The following is a 17,466-nucleotide window of genomic DNA, read 5'->3' as shown; positions in this document are numbered from 1 at the left end:
CCTGGCGGATTCTGGCCCGGTCGGCAAAGGTGATCGCACGGCCAAGATCGCGTTTGAGGATAATGCCTGACCCTGAAAGATCCTGGTCAACCGAAGCTGTCACTGCGTCCACTTCTTCAGCCAGGTCGACTCTGTCGAGCTTGAGTTCGAGCTGACCCGCATTGGACAGGCCGAGGACCCTCAGATCCTCAACGATACGGGCAAGGTCTTCGACATGGGCAAGCAGCCGCCGATAGATTTCCGGTGCCGGGGTAAACACGCCATCGGCCAGTCCCTGCAGCCGGCCGCGTAAAATCGTCAGCGGTGTTCGCAGTTCGTGCGCAATGGCGGAATTCGAGTAGCGAAGTTCAATCTCGGCATTCTCCAGCCGTGCAGCCATGGCATTGAAGTCGGCAATCAGGCTCTCGGCCTCGCCAAATGGCGAATGAATCGTCTCGGCGCGCGCCGAAAAGTCGCCGCCGGCAATGGTACGGACGGCCTTGGCGATGGATTTGAGCGGCCGGACGACATTTTGGGCGAGCCGCCAGCCGACGATGATGGCTCCCATCAGGCCGAGCGCCAGGATGAGACCAAGCGCCACTGCATCGCTGGCGCTCCATAATTCAGTGTAGGTCGCCTCCGGAAAGAGCCAGTCATAGACATAATAGGCATATATGAACCAGCCAAACGCCAGCAAGGCCAGAGCCGACAGCGTCAGAACGCTCATGGCAATGACCAGTTTTGTGATCAGGCTCTTAGCCAAAATGATCCGCCAGCCTGTAGCCGACGCCGCGAACGCCCGACAGGAGCCGGTCAGCCCCGGCGGCGGCAAGCTTACGTCTGAGATTGCTCATATGGCTGTCGACGGTGCGCTCAAGCGCCTCGCCTTCCGGCAAACAGGCATCGACAAGCTCCGAGCGCTCGAACACGCGATTGGGTGAACGCGCCATGTAACTCAACAGCCGGAATTCCGTGCGTGTCAGTTCCAGCACCGCCGGGCCGGTCGGGTGCTCGACAGATGCCAGATAGGCACCCGGATCGACCGTCAATGGCCCCACGCGCATCGGCTGCTGGACGTCGCGGCCAGTGGCCCTGCGCAACACGGCCTTGGCGCGCGCAACCACCTCGAGCGGATTATAGGGTTTGACCACATAGTCATCCGCCCCGATCCGCAGCGCCTGAAGCTTGTCGAGGTCCTCGGCCAATGCGGTCGCCATGATCACCGGCGTATCGCCGCGCCGGCGGATTGCGGCAAGAACTTCATAGCCATCCTGGCCGGGCAGCTTGACATCCAGAATGATGAGGTCCGGCTTGAGGCGCTGGTGATGCGCCAGACCGATCGTTCCATCGCTGGCACTGATGGTTCTGAAACCTTCGCGGCTGAAATAGACTTCGAGTATCTCCACGATTTCCGGCTCGTCCTCGATAATGAGGATCAATGCATTTTCCATAGCCTTTCTCCCGCTGCCAATCATGAGTGCCACAAGAGGCGCTTGTACCGTGAACGTCAAGAATGGAACAGGCATCTCCATACAAGCTGCACACAACCTTCACATCGCCTGAAGGCGGGCGATGAATTTGGCGCCGAATGAGCAAGTGTGACATGGGTGGCGATGCCGTGAAATTACCGCAGCGATTGGCGCGACAATGGGTCTGGGCCCTTGCCCTTGCCGGAGTGGTCTTTGCGATCGCTTTGGCAACGGGAATGCTGGAAGACAACAAGCAGGCAGGTTTGCTGACCGCACCGGTTGTCGTCGGTTCGATCGAAGAAACGGTCCTGGCCAACGGCGTCCTGGAGCCGGCGCGCATGGTCAATGTCGGTGCCCAGGTCAATGGTCAGATCGATGCATTGCATGTCAGCCTTGGCCAGAAGGTCAAGGCCGGCGATCTGATTGCCACAATCGATTCATTGCCGCAGAGCAATGCGCTGCGTATCGCCGAGGCCGCGCTTGCCAATGTGACTGCCCAGCACAAGGCGCGTTCCATCCAGCTTCGCCAGGCCGTCACGGTCTATCGCCGCCAGGCCAGTCTCCTCAGCCAAAAGGCGGCTTCCCGCCTGGACGTCGAGACGGCAGAAGCCGCCTACAAGACGCTGGAAGCCGAGGTTGCCGCATTGCAGGCGCAGATGGTGCAGGCCGGTGTCGAGGTTGAGACCGCGCGGGTCAATCTTGGATATACCCGCATCATCGCACCGATGGACGGCGTCGTCATTGCTGTGATCACCAAACAGGGACAGACGCTCAACTCCGCGCAAACCGTGCCAACCATCGTCGTCCTGGCCCAGCTCGACACGATGCGCATGAAGATTCAAATATCAGAGGCAGATGTTGGAAGAGCCAAGCCGGGCCAGAAGGTCTGGTTCAAGATATTGGGCGATCGGCAAACCCGTTATGAGGCGGTGCTTGCGCAGATCGAGCCCGCCCCGACCTCCATGTCGAGCGAAGCCGGCATCCAGGCCGCGGCAAATCCGCAAGGCACGGTGGCGATCTACTATAATGGTCTGTTGGAACTGCCCAATCCGGTCGCTGCCTTGCGGCCGCTGATGACGGCGCAGGTCAATATCGTGCTCGCCAGGGTCAGCGATACCCCATTGATCCCCTGGTCGGCGCTGGCCGAACCGGAGGCTGACGGGCGTTATCGCGTGCGCGTCAGGACGCCGGACGGCAAATCGCAAGCGCGCCTCGTGACCATCGGCCTTTCCGACAAGGTGCAGGCACAGGTCCTTGATGGCCTTTCGGTCGGAGATGAGGTGGTGCTGCGTGCCGATGGACCGTTGTCCGAGCCGGTGACGGGAGGGATGCTGTGACCGCGCTTATTGAACTCACCAATGTATCGCGCCGCTACCGATCGGGTGACGAAACGGTTGTCGCGCTTGACACGGTCGATCTGACGATCGCTGCGGGCGAGATGGTGGCGATCGTCGGTGCGAGCGGTTCGGGCAAATCGACGCTGATGAACATTCTCGGCTGTCTCGATCAGCCGAGTTCGGGCAGCTATCGTGTCGACGGGCATGAGACGGCCCGGCTCGCTCCGGATGAACTGGCGCGCCTGCGGCGGGACCATTTTGGCTTCATCTTCCAGCGCTACCATCTCATGCCAGATCTGAGCGCTGCGGGCAATGTGGAGATGCCGGCCATCTATGCCGGGATGAATGCCGGCACGCGCGGCGAACGGGCGCGGTCGCTTCTGGACAGGCTGGGACTTGCCGATCGTCTTCACCATCGTCCAGGCCAGCTCTCGGGCGGGCAGCAGCAGCGTGTCTCGATCGCCCGGGCGCTGATGAATGGCGGCCATGTCATCCTTGCCGACGAGCCGACGGGCGCGCTCGACAGCAAGAGTGGCGAAACGGTGCTGACGATCCTGCGGGACCTGCATCGTGAAGGCCATACCATCATCATTGTCACCCACGACGCCAGTGTCGCCGCCCATGCCGACCGGATCATCGAGATTCTGGACGGCCGTATCGTTGCCGATCGGCGCAAGGCACAAATGGACGGCCCCGTGGCGGCTGGCGCGCCGTCGCTGACCCGCTTGGCTGGCGTCTCGCGCCTCCGGCACCGGATCGGCGAGGCCCTGCCCATGGCGTTCCGCTCGATGGCTGCGCACCGTGTCCGCACGTTTCTGACCATGCTGGGAATCATCATCGGGGTTGCCGCAGTCGTGGCCGTCGTTGGACTGGGGGAAGGATCCAGGCAAAAAGTTCTGGCCCAGGTCAATGATCTTGGTGTGAGCACGATCGGCATCTATCCCGGACAGGATTGGGGCGACGAGCGGGCCAGCCGCATCCACACGCTGACCCCCGAGGATGCGACGGCACTTGCGGCGCAGCCCTATATTGACAGCGTATCGCCGGTTCTTGCAACCTCCGGAACGGCGCGCCGGGGCAATGTGCTTGTCAATGCCGAGATCAATGGCGTGGGCGAAAGCTATTTCCAGGTCAACAATCTCAAGCTTGGCCGCGGGCGGTTTTTTGACCGGCACGGCGTCGCGGAACGATCGCAGCTTGCTGTCATTGACGACAACACCAGGCGGCGTCTGTTTGCCGATGACCCCAATCCCATCGGCAAAATCATCCTGGTTCAGCAGGTTCCCATGGTGGTCTCGGGCATCCTGGCCCCGCGCCGGGCCAGTGAAGCCGGCCGCAACCTGCAGATATTCCTTCCCTATACGACGGTGATGGGGCGGCTGAGCGGCCCGGCGTCCAGCCTCAACGGGCTGGCCGTCCGGGTTTCCGACAGCGTCGATACCCGGCTTGCGGAGGGTGCCGTCGCCAGCCTGCTGACGCGCCGGCACGGGACGAAGGATTTCTTCATCTTCAACAGCGATCAATTGCGCAAGACCTTTGAGAACACGTCGCGCTCCATGACTCTGCTCATCACCTCGGTTGCGGCCATTGCCCTGATCGTCGGCGGCATCGGGGTGATGAACATCATGCTTGTATCCGTCACCGAACGGACGAAGGAGATCGGCTTGCGCATGGCGGTCGGTGCCCGGCGCATCGACATCATGCTGCAGTTCCAGATCGAAGCCCTGGCAATCTGTCTTGCCGGCGCCGCGCTCGGCATCGGCCTGGCGCTTGCCGCCGGCAGCGGGATTGGCTCGAGAGATGGGGAGTTTCCGATGATTTTTACGGGCGCTTCCATCGTGATCGCCAGCGCTTCGGCAATCACGGTTGGTCTTGTGTTCGGTTATCTGCCCGCCCGCAACGCCGCACGGCTCGATCCCGTTGATGCGCTGTCGCGTGAGTAAAAAAGAGGGGTATCAGAGCCTTTCCCCGGGACTTGTTTTTCTTTGCCGCTGGCCGGGTTCCTGGTTGCGCTCCTCGGGCAAGGCTCAACCTCAATTGGGACCGACGGCCAGTCCCCCGCCCGCCATGTGCACACAGAGGGGTGCATGCCGCGGCGCGGTCCGGTCAGAAGCTTTGCATCTCAAGGAGAGTGTGGCATTTCATGCGTATCACAAATGGAAATCGGGTAACCCGCAAAAACTGCACCGGCAAAGCTCTGGCGGCGCTGCTTGCAACCGTTGTTCTGGCCGGTTGCATGGTGGGGCCCAACCACCAGACCCCCGGCATGCCGCTGCCCGCACGCTGGAGCAACACTGGCGACCGGAAAATGCGCCAGCCGGCGCCCCGGCTGGCCCACTGGTGGAAGCGATTGAATGATCCGCTGCTGACGGCCCTTGTCGAGCGGGCCGTTCAAGGCAATTTGAATGTTGCTCTGGCAAAAGCGCGGATCCTTGAAGCGCGCGCGACCCTGCGCCAGGAGACGGGCGCGCTCTTTCCCCTTGCCAATGGCACATCCTCGGTCAATCGGACGCGCTCGCCCGGTATTGCGGCCAATGACGGCGCTCATGCCGTCTCGACCCAGCACCAGGCCGGGTTCGATGCGCGATGGGAGCTCGACCTGTTTGGCGGCAAACAGCGGGCCGCGGAAGCGGCGCGTTACGGTCTTGACGCATCCGAGGAGGATTTGCGCAACACCCTGTTGGTGCTTGTCGGCGACGTTGTCTTGAACTACACACAGGTGCGTGCCCAGCAGGCCCTCCTCGGATTGGCCCGCCGGACCGCCCAATCCCAGCGCCAAACCGCCTCGCTGATCAGAGCCAAATATGATGCAGGGTCGGCGGCAAATGCCGATATGGCACGGGCAGAGGCAGTCGCGGCGACCACGCAGGCGGATGGAGCAACCTTCGAGATCGATCATAGCCTGGCGGTCCACCGCCTGGGTATCCTTCTTGGCCTTGCCCCGGCCGCGCTGACGGGCGAATTGTCCAAGAGGGCGCCCATTCCCCGTCCACGGTTTCCGTTGCCGCTCGGCGTGCCGGCGGATATCTTTTCCAATCGGCCGGATCTGAGGATGGCCGAGCGCCAGCTTGCCCAGGCGACCGCCCGCATCGGCGTTGCCGAAGCCGCCCGCTATCCATCGATCAGCTTGACCGGCAACATCACGACCCAGGCCATGGGGATCAGCGATCTGGCGCAGAAATCGACAATCGGCTGGGCGATCGGACCAAGCCTGACCCTTCCACTGTTGCGCGGTGGCCAGCTGCAGGCGGCGGTCGATGGCGCCAACGCCCGGCGCGATCAGGCTTTGCTGACCTATCAATCCGCAGTTCTGACCGCCATGGGCGAAGTGGAGAATGCGATCATCTCCCTGACGCGGCAACAGGACCGCCATACGAAACTTGCCGCTGCGGTCAGAGCCTACCGCAAAGCTGCCAATGCCGCACGCATTCAATATGCATCCGGTGCGAGCGAATATTTGAACCTTCTGGATAGTCAGCGGGCTCTCTACGGCTCCGAAACTGCGCTCATCAACAGCCAGCTGGCGATCACAGCGGCCTATATCGCCCTCAACAAGGCACTGGGCGGCGGCTGGAGCGGCACTGCCGATGCCGCGCCCTGAGCCGGAATGGGGCAGGCAGGCGCAGCTCTGCCCGACGCTTTGAAACGTTGCAGCAGGAGGGCCAGACCATGCCGGTGAGCGTATCGAAACCGCCGGCAGCTGACGCTGAACCGGGCTGCGCCTGTTCACACGCTCATGGAGCAGCTGCGGCATCGCAGGAATGCGGCATGTCCGCCAGAGACATCGCCGGGATGCCCAAGCCTCCCTTTGCGGCAGAGGGCCGCAAAGGGAGGCTTGGGCAAGGTCCGTGGGACATCGGCAAGGGCGGTGGTGCCGGTTTTGGTCCGTTCACAGTGGTCGGAGATTCCCGCCATCGGGGAAAGCGGCAATGCAGGCCTATTGCGCGTCCCGGGCCGTGGCGCGACGGCTAGAGCCGCCGCGCCGGCGGACCTATTTGATCTTCTCGATCTTGGTAACCACCAGTTTGGTTCCACTCTGATCATAGCTGACGGAGACCTTGTCGCCGATTTTGAGCTTGTTGACGGAAACGCCCCTGGCCAATTGGTACACTTTCCCATCCGTGAGTGTGAGTGTCTGCAGCTTTGTGTCGATCGATTTGATTTCACTTGAAAGCGTCGCCGCGCTCGCAGCCCCCGAAAGCAAGGCGGCGACAGTTGCGATGGTGAGAAACAGTCTCTTCATTCTCGAGTACTCCTAGCTGGAATTGTCCAAACATGCTGCTTGTCAATCTTCTCTGACCAGACTCTGTCGAGGCTATGCGAAGAGACCGTGGATTATGGTGCAGGTGCCCAAGGTGACCATCGCTGGTGCGGCACTGGGACAGCCACGTCGACATGGGTTTTAACGCAGGCACACCTTCAAACCATGGGGTTGTCACAACCCATGGAGGTCTCGGTGGTCCCCGGCAGTGCGAAGCCCGGCGATCTGCCGCCCGCAGTCCATGCCCGCGACGCCGTGCAGCCGGATATTGATGCGCAGGTCACCGGCAAGCAGACAGAGCAGGATTGCGAAGGCTACGGCGAAGATGCAGAGGAGGATGGTGAAACGTTGTGCGAGCATCTTGACCCTTTCGGGTACAGGATCGCCACTCTGTTCAGACAATGCGAAGATCATATGGAGATGAGGTGAAGGTGATCGGATCCTCCTTCATCATGGTCACGGCTTTCCGTTCTTTGCGCGCCCAGAATTGCTCGATCGCCGCCATGGAATTCGCGCCGTCCGTTCGGCTGCGTCCGGACCATGGCCAGCGCGCCGCCGCACCGTATCAAGGATCGGGCGCGGCGGCCCGAAAGGTGATGCGCGACAGGCGCTTTACACGCGCTCCGTCTGGGTGGTGCCTGCACAGGATCTCCATCGAATTTGCACGGGATAGGAGCATGTTGCGGCCAATGACCCTCGATCTGAACGAAGTCAGATGAATAGACAGTCAACTCAGCGCAGGGCCGTGTTCTTGCGCAACAGGCTCTTGTTGCCAAGGGGGATCGGGATTCGTTCGCTCGCCCGATCGCTCCTCGGCCTGACCGTCATCTTTGCCTTCTTCTTCGGACCCTTGATCCTGACGGTGGTGCTAACCCCGCAGCAGACAGAGCAGCCGAAGGACAACAGGACGCCGTGCCTGCAGAATTTGCCCGGCTTTGCATTCGAGCGCTGCCGCCATTAAGAGCGGTGTCAAGGCCGGCGTTTCGGACCCGGATGCTTCTCTGCCTGTTGGGCCGCAATGGCATCTTGCTGCCTGCCAGGTCTTGCCGCGGCAATGTCGATCCCCGTCGCAACATGGTCGATGCCTCGACCACGACGCGGTGATCGCCCGCAGACCGTCTCTTCTGTCAATTTCGGCATGGATACGCTCATCCCCCCGCAATGCCGGGTCCACCGAATAGTTTTGCTTGAATGTTTTGCTCAGCATGGCCAAATCCGCATCGGACGCCCGCCCGATGAGGCGTGAGCCATCATTCCTGGACAGGGCGCCGAGATAGTCCGCCATTTGATGAAGCGCCTCGGATTTGTCCAAAGGATCATGATTGTCGAGGATTTTGGTGACAAAATCGGACCGGTTCATCATGGGAAAGAAGATGGAGAATGGCCTCCACCGTCTCCACGTGATGCGCAACGGCTGCAGAGCGCAGTTTCAGCGGTTCGGCCTGCACGCGTTTCATAGGCAAACACCGGGTGCTGCGCATTTGAAGGCTCGCTTTTCCTGAACCGGTCGTCGAACGGCGGCAGTGTTTGCGCCAGAGCCGTTTCATAGATGGTTTTTGCAAAGGTTCGTAGACCATCGATGCGTGCTCGCACGCGTTTCAATTCCGGCGATCCGCCGCCAGCATCATCGGTACGTCCAACGGTCTCTGACCGCGGCGGGCCGGCAACGACTTTGCGGATATAACGTGAGGTTGCCGCCAGATGACCGAGATCGCCTGCGCTCTCTCCCATATCATCCCTGACCAGAAGTGTGGCGATCTGCGCGATCCGTTCAGGCGGCAGGCGAAAGCGTTTGCTCGGTCTTTCTTCCTCTGCCATCCCCGGTTCCCCTTCACTTCAATTCTCGTGCACGGCCATTGAATGGCCCTTGTACAGGCGCATGATTGGACACATTATCGCGCGCGGGCCACCGCTTGAAGCAATAATGTGTTTCACTTGCGACCGGATCGGCAACCGGCGGCCTGAAACCGTCAAGAGGCGTCGGCATAGCACGCGTCAAGGGCGCCTGCCTCAGGTGAACTTGATGGTTTTGCACAATCAGGGCAGGTCAATGAACATCACGTCTCCCACAAAAACGGGCAATTATCCTGATCGTTTCGAGGATTGCCAGACGGCCATAGAAGAAGTGTTTGTTCAACTGGTTGTCGAAGCGACCCGCGCCGGATGGCACCATGAAGAAGTCTTGGCCGCGCTCGCCTCGCTTGTCGACATCACCGCCCTTGCCCTGGATACCAGGGGAAAGACAGATGTTGAAATGCGCCTGTCGAAATTGCGGCAAACGAAATGACGCAAATCCGGGACAGCCAGGCCGAGCGAGATCAATGCAGTCCCGGCGCTCTTGTTGGTTCAAACCAGCGCAACCGAAAACGGTTGCGCGCCCATCGGTGTTGATGAGCGGCAATTGGATAATCGCCCTCGACGAGAAGGCTGCCTCGACGAACGCGTTGCAAAGCCTCAATGCTTCCGCTGCCGTTCAGCCATTTGAAAGCAAGTCAGACTACATTGTCATGAGACGTTCACAGAAAGGACGTGTCGTGCAGGTCAAAGTGTCATTTATCAACGCGGATAAGCGAACAAAGACCATCATCATCAGGGCCCAGCGATCTGATGCCATGGTTCGAAACCGTGATGCAAACAGCTCATTGCGCCGGTCGCAACGGCGTTTGCGCAGGCTCCTGCTTACCCGGAACAGATGATCGGCAACAACATTCGTGATTTGACCGTTACCACCGCGTCGATCATAAGCCAAACGGCTGCACTGAGGTGCCGCTTGAGACCTGGCAGGGGGGGATGAAGGCAACTGCCGGGTCTCTTCTTGCATAAATCATAGCCTCAAGTCAGGTTTTGACCATTGTCTCTCCGCGACGGCCGCATGAGGCGCGCGATTGATCGCTGTCGACCATGCAGCAACCCTGCGTCAGCGTCTGTGCGCAATCTGTCGAAAGAATCCTTTCCAGCGCCCGGCTTGTCCGACAGGCGATGAGATCAGTTGCAGATCAGAACGCGCTTGCGCTGATACGTGCCGGAATATCGGTTCCATGCCCTTTCCCAGGTGCGGTAACAGCCGGAATCCTCGTGCACGATCACTGGCGTGGGAGCCCGCGACGTTGCAATCGCACCAAGCGCCACACCGCCGATCACCCCGAGCGCAAGCGCTCCACCGACATCGCTGCGCGAACTCCTGTAGCGGGGTTCGTAGTCGGAATAGGCGTTGCCGTAGCCCGAATGATAGCCGTCGCTGTAGCCATCACTATACCCCTCCCCATAATCAGCCCAATCATCGGCTTGCGCGGGGCCAATGCCGAGCACCAAGGGTGCTGCAAGCAAAAGCGCGGTTAATTTGCGTAAAGTGGCCATGTCAATCTCCATGCTCGCGCCTTGAACGGATGCAGCACCAGCGTCGTCTTTCCTTGTGGAGATTTCCTGCTTGCCGCGTGGAGGTTGTGTCGAGACCAATCTGCGGCCCGCTGTGTTTGAACCCATTGGGATGAGCGATTGCCCATCGCCGCAATGCATAGCCGCCCGCTGATCATACCGAACCGACGTCGTTCTGCGGTGACCGGGCCGTGACGGTGGGAGGCGGTCACAAACGGAACCGATCCCAAACGGATCCGCCGTGCGACAAGACACAGGCATGGCGACCGTCTGGGGTCCAACCGATAACGGATACCTTCGTCAAGGCGGGCGGGAACGCCATCCATGCCAATGGCTGCCTGCATGCGCGCTCCCGCACGGTGGCCGGTGACACCCGCTCCGTCGTGATCTCGATGGCGAAGGCAAGCCGTTTGGAATCCGCCTCGAGCGTGCGGCAGAACAGGCGCATCGATTCCCCCTCTTGGTGCGCGCAAGACACGTGCTGCGCCGGTGTCTTAAAGCAGATGAAGACTGTGCGGCGCCCACAAGCCGAGCGCTGTGAAGAGGAGCCCGATGCAACCCAGCGCGCCCGTGAACCAGATCAAAGCCGCAATGCCGGTGACAACCGCTGCCGAAGCCAGGACGATGGCAATCTGTATCGCGGCGGAGGCAAGTTCATAATGATGGTAGCGCGCCAGGGACAGATCGCGCGCCGTCTCGGCCGCCTTGGCGCGCAAGGCGATCTCCTTGCGGCCCTCCTGCGTTTCCGGTTCGCTCTCCCAGCGCCCGACATTCTTGTTCCAGCGCTCCAGCGTGGCGGCAATTGTCGCGGCCGTCTCCGGGGAGGCGCTCGTCCGGCCGACTTCCATCCCCTCGGCGGCTGTGCGCACGACAGTCTGCCGAATGCTCTTGGCCTGAAAGAAGGCCCAGAGATTGGACGCATCGACATTGTGGCTGAGCGCTCCGGTCTGGGCGTTCTTTCCCAATGTCTCGCTCAAGGCGAGAAACAGAGCAAGCACCGCAATGAGCAGCGCAATCCTCTTGTTCGATGCATCAAGATGGCCGTGGCCTGTAGACATGCTTCACTCCTCAGTTGGTGTGTTGGTGCTTTGACGGCTGAATTGCAGCGTCCCGCTGGCAATGTCGCTGCGGCCCTGACCGCCGCAGCAAGGCAGCGTGCGGATGACGCGCAGCGCAAGGATTGCCGCGCCGCTTGCGCCGGCGCAGGCGCTGCTATTTCACCTTTTTGATGTTTGAGATCACGGAATGCGCGCCGATTTGCTCATAGTCGATGGTGACCTTATCGCCGGGCCTGAGCTTGCCCGCGTCCACGCCCGGGGCCAGTTCATAGGTTGCGCCATTGCTGAGGATAATGATCCCCAGCTTTGCATCGATGGCCTTGATTTCGCTGGAAAGGGTAATGGCGGCGGCCGCGCCTGCCAGAAGCGCGGCCATCGGGACGCCAAGGAAGAGCAATTTGCGCATGTGTCACGGATCCTCATTGCGGCAGACTGTGCGGGAAAGTCGCTTTCTCGAATGCCTCAATCGAGAATTCATGCATCTTTTGTGTAGGAACGGTGGAGCCGTGGCCGTTATCCCCCGCAAGCTGCGCCCGTCCGCTCTTGGCTATCCGTGCGGGTGCCGATCCGCGCGCTGGGCCGACTGGCAAGACGCTTAAAAATAAAACTCTAGTGTTATTCTTGTGAAGCTGGCAGCGGGCCGCCCGGCCTTCGGGTGGGTTCAGCAGATCGAAAAGTAAAACTAGAGTTGTATTTATAGGTAATTCATGGAAGGACTTCGAATAACGCAGGATACGAAAGCGTATAAAAGAAATATAGTTTTTATTACTTACATAAGTTGCGAATATATTTTACGAGATTTGTAATATAAATATTATGCATTAAAGTTATAATGAAAAATAAATTGTTGAAATACTAGAAATATTGTGTATAATGGCGAGATGGAGATTTTCTTGCCATGAAAATGCGCCTTCGAACCTTCGGTTGCCCGAATTTCAGCGCCGCTGCCCTGCCCTGCGGCGCCGTCCTTCTCGTGTCGATGTTGTCGGTTGCAGCCGGCCAAGAGCGCGGCCCATCATTGCCTCTTACGGATGTCGCCCTGCCGCTTGCGGCGGGCCCCGGCGGATCGCCGGTCATCTCGTTGGGGGTGGATGCGCCGCCCCGCCCGGACCTTCTGGCGCCGGTGCCGGAGGACTATGCCCGTATCCTCATCGACGCGGCACGCCATGAGCGCGTGGACATCAATCTGATGCTGGCAATCCTGCACAGCGAAAATGCGGCCTTCGATCCGGCCGCTATCAGTCCCGCGGGGGCCGTCGGCCTGATGCAGCTCATGCCCGCCACCGGCCGTGCATTGGGTGCCGCTGATCTGACGGTGCCCGCTCAAAACATCCGCGCCGCCGCGCGGTTCCTGCACATCCTGGCCGAAAAATATCGCAACCCCGTTCTCATCGCCAGCGCCTATCATGCCGGTGAACCGCGGGTCGACGCGCGCGCCTCCCTGCCCCTCATCCGCGAAACCGCCGCCTATGTCACGAGGGTCATCGGGCTTTACACCGGCACAAATCAAGCGCAGCGGGACATCCGCAGCGCGCCGTGGCACGCCGCGGCGCCGCGCGGAGGCTCGCCCCGGCGCGACCGGATATCGTCGTTGATGCTCATCTATTCCGATGGCGGGCCCGTGATGCCGGAGCCTCAACCGGCGCTGCCGGCAGGATCAGCTGGACTGCCTGCACGCATGTTGAAGGAGAAGCCATGATGCGGCCGCTGCGATCCACGCTCCAGCGCAGGCTGGTGTTGCATGGCGTGATACTTGGCCTGTGCATCGGGATGCTGATGCTGTTCCGGACGGATTCCGCCGCTGCCCAGAGTCTGCAGAAACTGGAAAACGCCGCCGACCGTCTCGTCCAGTTTTTCACCGGAAAATTCGGGCGTTCCGTCGGGGCAATGGCCTTTATCGGCATGTTCCTTGCCGCGGCCTTTGGCTTCTGGTCCTGGGGTGCCTTGCTGCGGGTCGGCGGCGCCTTGGCCGGCATGTTTGCCGCCGCCGAGCTCGTCGGCTTCCTGGCCGGTAATTGAGGGGGCCCGCCGACATGGATTTTGGCTATCACAATGATCACGAGCACGGTGACGATCATGTCGCTACCTTTCCCGTCATCCTTGCCCTGACGCGGCCCCCGACCATTCTGGGCGTTCCCTATCTCTATGTCTGTGTCGAAGCCTTCATCTCGATGATGGTCTATCTCATTCTCGGATCGATCCTGTGGCTGCCGCTTGCCCTCTGCGTCTGCCATGTGGCGCTCTATGTGCTGTGTGTGAAAGGCGATCTGTGGTTCTTCGAGATTCTTTTCCGGCAATCCGCCTGCGGCCGCAATCCGGTCGGTCGCTCGCTTGGCGGTGTGCGCACCTATGGAGCCTGATATGGTTGCGACCGGGCTCAAATCCTCTCTCGTGCATGGCTGGCGGATTTTTGCCGATCGGTCCATCGGCAGCCATATCCCCTATTTGCGCCCGGTCGCAAATGGCGTCATCGGCACCAAAACCGGGTGCCTTCTGTCGACCATCCGGCTGAACGGGTTTTCCTTTGAAACCGCCGATATTGATGAGATCAATCTTCTGCAGAAAAACCGCAACACCGCCTTGCGCGCAATAGCCTCGCTTGGCAGTTTTTCCCTCTATAGCCACACCATTCGCCGCAAGGTGCGGCCAACCCTGCCGGCCGATACGGGCAACCCTTTCATTACCCGGCTTGACGCGCAGTATCAGCGCCACATCGCGCGCCATGAAATGTTCGTCAATGACCTTTACCTCACCCTTGTCATTCGGCCGCTCTTTGCCCATGACACCGCCCTGTCACGGCTGCTGCCGCGCGGCCGGGACGCCGGCCGGCGCATCCGGCAGGAGTTGTGCGACAGGCTCGCTGAGGGGATCAGCGCCCTCGTCAAGACGCTCGATGCCTATGGCCCCAAACCGCTGCGGGATGTTGAACGGTACACGATCACGCGTCCGGATGGGTCCTATTTCTATCAGGATCGAATCCCCGGCCGCCCCCTGCCGCAGGACGGCAAGACCGCCTGGTTTTGCGAACAGGCCGAGTTCCTCCACGCTCTCCTCAATGCGGGCCGGATGCGGCCCGTCCGCCTCGGCGCCTCGCCGCTCGACCAGCTTCTGCCGGGCCAGCGCATTTCGATCGGCAACCGCTGCATCCATCTGGAGGGACCGGTGCCGGATCATGCGCGCTTCGCCGCACTGGTATCCCTCAAGGACTATCCGGCCGAAACCGGCGCCGGCATGCTGGACTATGTGCTGCAGCTTCCGCACGAAATGATCCTCACGCAGTCCCTGTCCTTTCTCGATGACCTCGTCGCCCGCGGCCGGATCGACCGGCTGGACCGCCAGCTTGCCAAGGCCGACGAAGCGGGATCGAGCCTGCAGGACGATCTGGCGCTTGCGCGCGACCAGTTGGCCCGCAAGGAGGTTGCCTTTGCCGAACATCATCTGACGCTCATGCCGATCGCCGCCTCGACGGCTGCGCTCGACGACGCGGTCGCCGACATCGGCGCCCAGCTCGGCGCAATCGGTGCTTCCTATGTGCGCGAGGATTTCAACTGCGAACCCTGCTACTGGGCGCAACTGCCGGGCAATCATGCCTATATTGCCCGGCGCGCCGTCATATCGACGCTCAATTTTGCCGGTTTTGCCTCCTTCCATGCCTACCCCTATGGCCGCCCGGACGGCAATCATTGGGGCCCGGCGATCACCATCTTCGAAACCACGTCGGGCACGCCCTTCTTCTTCAATTTCCATGAACGGGACGTCGGCCACACCACCGTCTTCGGCCCGACGGGCTCCGGTAAGACGGTGGTCATGGCATTCCTCGTCCTTGAGGCGCACCGGGTGGACCGCCGCCTGAAAACCGTCATCTTTGACAAGGACCGCGGTCTGGACCCGATGGTGCGCGCCGTGGGCGGTACCTATCTGACCCTGGATCCGGGCAGGCCGTCGGGTTGGAATCCGCTGCTTTTGCCCGATACGGCGCGCAACCGTGCCTTTCTGCTGCGGCTTGTCGGCTACATGCTCAAACCGGACAACGGAACAAGCCTTTCCGCGCAAGAGGAAGCCATCATCGCCAGCGCATTGGCAACGATCCTGACAACCCGCGATATTGCCATGCGCCGTCTATCCTCGCTCAAGACCCTTTTCGACGGCAGGCAGCACAGCGATGGCGGCCTGTCGGCCCGTCTTGACAAATGGATCGGGCATGGTCCCCATGCCTGGCTGTTCGACAATGAGCGCGATGCAATGGATCTCAGGTCAAACTGTATCGGCTTTGACATGACGCGCATCCTTGATACGCCTGCGCTGCGCACCGCAGCGCTCTTGTACATGTTTCACCGCCTGGACGAAATCTATGACGGCGCGCCGGTCATCAATCTCATGGATGAGGCCTGGCGGCTTCTCGACGATGATGTCTTCATCGATTTCTTGAAGGATTATTTCAAGACCATCCGCAAGCGCAACGGCATGGTGATCTTCGGCACGCAGTCCGCCTCCGACGTGGTGGAATCAAAGGTGGCGCGGACCATCATCGAACAGACATCCACCAATATTTTCTTCGCCAATGCCAAGGCGGACATCCCCTCATACCGCCGGCATTTCAGCCTCTCGCGCGCCGAATTCGATTGGGTGAAGAACGCCGATCCGGCCAGCCATTTCATGTTGATCAAGCACGCAAAGGCTTCCGTCATTGCCCGCCTTGACCTGTCGCACATGATGGATTTCGTCAAGGTGCTCAGCGGCCGCGAGACAACGGTGCGCGAATGCGAGGCGCTGCGGCAGAAATATGGCGATGACCCCAGTGCCTGGCTGCCCGCCTTCTGCGGCTGGCCGCCACAGGAAGGAGAAAATCATGACCATGCCGCGCCATAGCCATGCGGTTTTGCTGACGCTGGTCGCGCTCGTTCCCGCGCCGGGTGCCGGCAGGGCCGAGGTACTCGTCAATGATGCCGCGCGTGCGGAGGCGCAGGGCGAGACCGGATCGCGGATGAAGCGCTCTGGCGGGCACATGCGTGTCATCAAAAATGCAACGGGCGGCATGGTGCAGAGCGCTGTCCCCCCGCAGGATGCGGCCTCCGGTCCCTGTACCGCCGGCGATGCTGCGGCCGTGCCGGGCAGCGCCGCCATTGCAGCCGGCCGGGAGACCGTCGCTGCCATGGTCCGGCGCATGGCAAAGCAAGAGGGCATTGATCCGAACCTTGCTCTTGCCATCGCCCAGCAGGAATCGCATTTCAGCCAGAATGCCCGCTCGGCGGCCGGTGCCATCGGCGTCATGCAGCTGATGCCGGCAACGGCTGCCGCGCTTGGGGTCAATCCTTATAGTCTTGAAGGCAATATTCGCGGCGGCATGCGCTATCTGAAGGCCAATCTCGACCGGTTCGGCGGGCGCATGGATCTTGCCGCTGCCGCCTATAATGCCGGACCCAACCGGGCGAGCCTGCGCAACGGCCAGATTCCGACTATTGCCGAAACCCGCAACTATGTCCGGCGCGTCTCGGCCCATTACCGTGCCTTCACTGCCGCCAGGTCGGAGCAATCTGCGGGTCCGCCGCCCGTGCCGCCGCTTCTATCGGACTGCAGCGAAGCGCTCAAACAGGCTCTCGACCGCAACAGCCAGGCCAAATTGGCACGCGCGCGGATCGTCAATGATCTCCTGACACGGAGCCTTGCCGCCGGCCGCCAATCGGCAACGGCCGCGCTCGAGGCCATGCGCACCATGTCAACGGCCAGCCGGGCCGCCGATACCGGTGAACGCCATCGCGGCGCTGACGGGAGCATGGCCGGCGAAGTGCCGTGCCCGGCAGGGATCGGCGCGCCCGGCGCTGCGCGCTGCTATCGCGTGCCATCGGTCGGCAATGTCGGGGCATGGCTTGCCGCCCTGCAGCGACGGGCACAGCGCGAGGCAACATTGGATCTGATGCACGGGGAGGCCGGTGCATATCTGGCAATCGTCAGAGCGGCGCCGCAGTGATGAGCATGCCGTTCTATGG

At 61.2% G+C, this 17,466-nt stretch carries 19 protein-coding genes; 11 read left to right on the top strand and 8 right to left on the bottom strand.

The window, feature by feature from the left end; all coding sequences use genetic code 11:
- A partial coding sequence (locus tag C5750_RS26035; RefSeq protein ID WP_105738293.1) for a HAMP domain-containing protein occupies positions 1 to 742 on the bottom strand: 742 nt, incomplete at its 3' end.
- Positions 735 to 1,430, bottom strand: coding sequence for a response regulator (locus tag C5750_RS26030; protein WP_105733167.1), 696 nt, complete (start codon positions 1,428 to 1,430; stop codon positions 735 to 737). The genes C5750_RS26030 and C5750_RS26035, both read right to left, overlap by 8 nt.
- Positions 1,431 to 1,567: 137 nt before the next feature.
- On the opposite strand from C5750_RS26030, the gene C5750_RS26025 reads away from it, so the two are divergent.
- From C5750_RS26025 to C5750_RS26015, 3 genes are all read left to right on the top strand, one after another.
- Complete coding sequence (locus C5750_RS26025) at positions 1,568 to 2,785, top strand: efflux RND transporter periplasmic adaptor subunit (protein ID WP_245421279.1); 1,218 nt, start codon at positions 1,568 to 1,570, stop codon at positions 2,783 to 2,785.
- Positions 2,782 to 4,728, top strand: coding sequence for a MacB family efflux pump subunit (locus C5750_RS26020; protein ID WP_105738292.1), 1,947 nt, complete (start codon positions 2,782 to 2,784; stop codon positions 4,726 to 4,728). Before C5750_RS26025 ends, C5750_RS26020 begins: the two co-directional genes overlap by 4 nt.
- Before the next feature lie 200 nt (positions 4,729 to 4,928).
- Positions 4,929 to 6,386, top strand: a complete 1,458-nt coding sequence (locus tag C5750_RS26015) for an efflux transporter outer membrane subunit (RefSeq protein WP_105738291.1) — start codon at positions 4,929 to 4,931, stop codon at positions 6,384 to 6,386.
- 390 nt (positions 6,387 to 6,776) lie between these two features.
- Here the strand turns inward: C5750_RS26015 and C5750_RS26010 are convergent, their stop codons facing one another.
- Positions 6,777 to 7,028, bottom strand: coding sequence for a DUF1344 domain-containing protein (locus C5750_RS26010; RefSeq protein WP_105738290.1), 252 nt, complete (start codon positions 7,026 to 7,028; stop codon positions 6,777 to 6,779).
- A gap of 201 nt (positions 7,029 to 7,229) precedes the next feature.
- On the opposite strand from C5750_RS26010, the gene C5750_RS26005 reads away from it, so the two are divergent.
- Complete coding sequence (locus C5750_RS26005) at positions 7,230 to 7,475, top strand: hypothetical protein (RefSeq protein ID WP_105738289.1); 246 nt, start codon at positions 7,230 to 7,232, stop codon at positions 7,473 to 7,475.
- A complete protein-coding gene (locus C5750_RS26000; protein ID WP_105738288.1) occupies positions 7,472 to 7,765 on the top strand; it encodes a hypothetical protein in 294 nt (97 codons plus the stop codon). The genes C5750_RS26005 and C5750_RS26000 overlap by 4 nt, the downstream gene beginning before the upstream one ends.
- A 149-nt stretch (positions 7,766 to 7,914) precedes the next feature.
- On the opposite strand, the gene C5750_RS26460 is transcribed toward C5750_RS26000, so the two are convergent.
- Both C5750_RS26460 and C5750_RS25990 read right to left on the bottom strand, forming a co-directional pair.
- The gene (locus C5750_RS26460) at positions 7,915 to 8,409 is read right to left on the bottom strand and encodes a hypothetical protein (protein ID WP_130502139.1); all 495 of its coding nucleotides are present in this window, start codon (positions 8,407 to 8,409) and stop codon (positions 7,915 to 7,917) included.
- The gene (locus tag C5750_RS25990) at positions 8,406 to 8,864 is read right to left on the bottom strand and encodes a hypothetical protein (protein WP_105738286.1); all 459 of its coding nucleotides are present in this window, start codon (positions 8,862 to 8,864) and stop codon (positions 8,406 to 8,408) included. Before C5750_RS25990 ends, C5750_RS26460 begins: the two co-directional genes overlap by 4 nt.
- A gap of 232 nt (positions 8,865 to 9,096) precedes the next feature.
- On the opposite strand from C5750_RS25990, the gene C5750_RS25985 reads away from it, so the two are divergent.
- A complete protein-coding gene (locus C5750_RS25985) occupies positions 9,097 to 9,333 on the top strand; it encodes a hypothetical protein (protein ID WP_105738285.1) in 237 nt (78 codons plus the stop codon).
- 698 nt (positions 9,334 to 10,031) lie between these two features.
- Here C5750_RS25985 and C5750_RS25975 read toward each other — a convergent pair.
- The 3 genes from C5750_RS25975 to C5750_RS25960 all read right to left on the bottom strand — a co-directional run bounded on the left by C5750_RS25975 (position 10,032) and on the right by C5750_RS25960 (position 11,885).
- A complete protein-coding gene (locus C5750_RS25975; RefSeq protein ID WP_130273123.1) occupies positions 10,032 to 10,403 on the bottom strand; it encodes a hypothetical protein in 372 nt (123 codons plus the stop codon).
- Positions 10,404 to 10,915: 512 nt separating this feature from the next.
- A complete protein-coding gene (locus tag C5750_RS25965) occupies positions 10,916 to 11,479 on the bottom strand; it encodes a DUF4337 domain-containing protein (protein WP_105738281.1) in 564 nt (187 codons plus the stop codon).
- A 154-nt stretch (positions 11,480 to 11,633) separates the two neighbouring features.
- Complete coding sequence (locus tag C5750_RS25960; protein ID WP_105738280.1) at positions 11,634 to 11,885, bottom strand: DUF1344 domain-containing protein; 252 nt, start codon at positions 11,883 to 11,885, stop codon at positions 11,634 to 11,636.
- Between the two features lie 492 nt (positions 11,886 to 12,377).
- Here C5750_RS25960 and C5750_RS25955 point away from each other — a divergent pair, with 492 nt between their 5' ends.
- Genes C5750_RS25955 through C5750_RS25935 form a run of 5 tightly spaced genes read left to right on the top strand, consistent with a single transcriptional unit; the run spans position 12,378 to position 17,447 of the window.
- Positions 12,378 to 13,178: a lytic transglycosylase domain-containing protein gene (locus C5750_RS25955; RefSeq protein ID WP_105738279.1), complete on the top strand. Its 801-nt coding sequence runs from the start codon at positions 12,378 to 12,380 to the stop codon at positions 13,176 to 13,178.
- Complete coding sequence (locus tag C5750_RS25950) at positions 13,175 to 13,498, top strand: TrbC/VirB2 family protein (protein WP_105738278.1); 324 nt, start codon at positions 13,175 to 13,177, stop codon at positions 13,496 to 13,498. Before C5750_RS25955 ends, C5750_RS25950 begins: the two co-directional genes overlap by 4 nt.
- 14 nt (positions 13,499 to 13,512) lie before the next feature.
- Positions 13,513 to 13,839: a VirB3 family type IV secretion system protein gene (locus tag C5750_RS25945; protein WP_105738277.1), complete on the top strand. Its 327-nt coding sequence runs from the start codon at positions 13,513 to 13,515 to the stop codon at positions 13,837 to 13,839.
- A 1-nt stretch (position 13,840) separates the two neighbouring features.
- Positions 13,841 to 16,348 (top strand): VirB4 family type IV secretion/conjugal transfer ATPase, encoded by a 2,508-nt coding sequence (locus C5750_RS25940; protein WP_105738276.1) that lies wholly within the window; start codon positions 13,841 to 13,843, stop codon positions 16,346 to 16,348.
- Positions 16,329 to 17,447, top strand: a complete 1,119-nt coding sequence (locus tag C5750_RS25935; protein ID WP_158531356.1) for a lytic transglycosylase domain-containing protein — start codon at positions 16,329 to 16,331, stop codon at positions 17,445 to 17,447. The genes C5750_RS25940 and C5750_RS25935 overlap by 20 nt, the downstream gene beginning before the upstream one ends.
- The last annotated feature ends 19 nt before the right edge of the window (positions 17,448 to 17,466 follow it).

Source organism: Phyllobacterium myrsinacearum, assembly GCF_002980555.1.
Classification (GTDB): domain Bacteria; phylum Pseudomonadota; class Alphaproteobacteria; order Rhizobiales; family Rhizobiaceae; genus Phyllobacterium; species Phyllobacterium myrsinacearum.
This window is presented reverse-complemented; position numbering and strand designations above follow the sequence as displayed.

Coding starts and splice junctions, on each gene's coding strand:
- C5750_RS25945 (WP_105738277.1), top strand. CDS start 13,513: ATGGATTTTGGCTATCACAATGATCACGAGCACGGTGACGATCATGTC.
- C5750_RS25990 (WP_105738286.1), bottom strand. CDS start 8,864: ATGGCAGAGGAAGAAAGACCGAGCAAACGCTTTCGCCTGCCGCCTGAA.
- C5750_RS25950 (WP_105738278.1), top strand. CDS start 13,175: ATGATGCGGCCGCTGCGATCCACGCTCCAGCGCAGGCTGGTGTTGCAT.
- C5750_RS26015 (WP_105738291.1), top strand. CDS start 4,929: ATGCGTATCACAAATGGAAATCGGGTAACCCGCAAAAACTGCACCGGC.
- C5750_RS25940 (WP_105738276.1), top strand. CDS start 13,841: ATGGTTGCGACCGGGCTCAAATCCTCTCTCGTGCATGGCTGGCGGATT.
- C5750_RS26025 (WP_245421279.1), top strand. CDS start 1,568: ATGAGCAAGTGTGACATGGGTGGCGATGCCGTGAAATTACCGCAGCGA.
- C5750_RS25975 (WP_130273123.1), bottom strand. CDS start 10,403: ATGGCCACTTTACGCAAATTAACCGCGCTTTTGCTTGCAGCACCCTTG.
- C5750_RS26005 (WP_105738289.1), top strand. CDS start 7,230: ATGGAGGTCTCGGTGGTCCCCGGCAGTGCGAAGCCCGGCGATCTGCCG.
- C5750_RS25955 (WP_105738279.1), top strand. CDS start 12,378: ATGAAAATGCGCCTTCGAACCTTCGGTTGCCCGAATTTCAGCGCCGCT.
- C5750_RS26030 (WP_105733167.1), bottom strand. CDS start 1,430: ATGGAAAATGCATTGATCCTCATTATCGAGGACGAGCCGGAAATCGTG.
- C5750_RS26010 (WP_105738290.1), bottom strand. CDS start 7,028: ATGAAGAGACTGTTTCTCACCATCGCAACTGTCGCCGCCTTGCTTTCG.
- C5750_RS26460 (WP_130502139.1), bottom strand. CDS start 8,409: ATGATGAACCGGTCCGATTTTGTCACCAAAATCCTCGACAATCATGAT.
- C5750_RS25965 (WP_105738281.1), bottom strand. CDS start 11,479: ATGTCTACAGGCCACGGCCATCTTGATGCATCGAACAAGAGGATTGCG.
- C5750_RS25985 (WP_105738285.1), top strand. CDS start 9,097: ATGAACATCACGTCTCCCACAAAAACGGGCAATTATCCTGATCGTTTC.
- C5750_RS25960 (WP_105738280.1), bottom strand. CDS start 11,885: ATGCGCAAATTGCTCTTCCTTGGCGTCCCGATGGCCGCGCTTCTGGCA.
- C5750_RS25935 (WP_158531356.1), top strand. CDS start 16,329: ATGACCATGCCGCGCCATAGCCATGCGGTTTTGCTGACGCTGGTCGCG.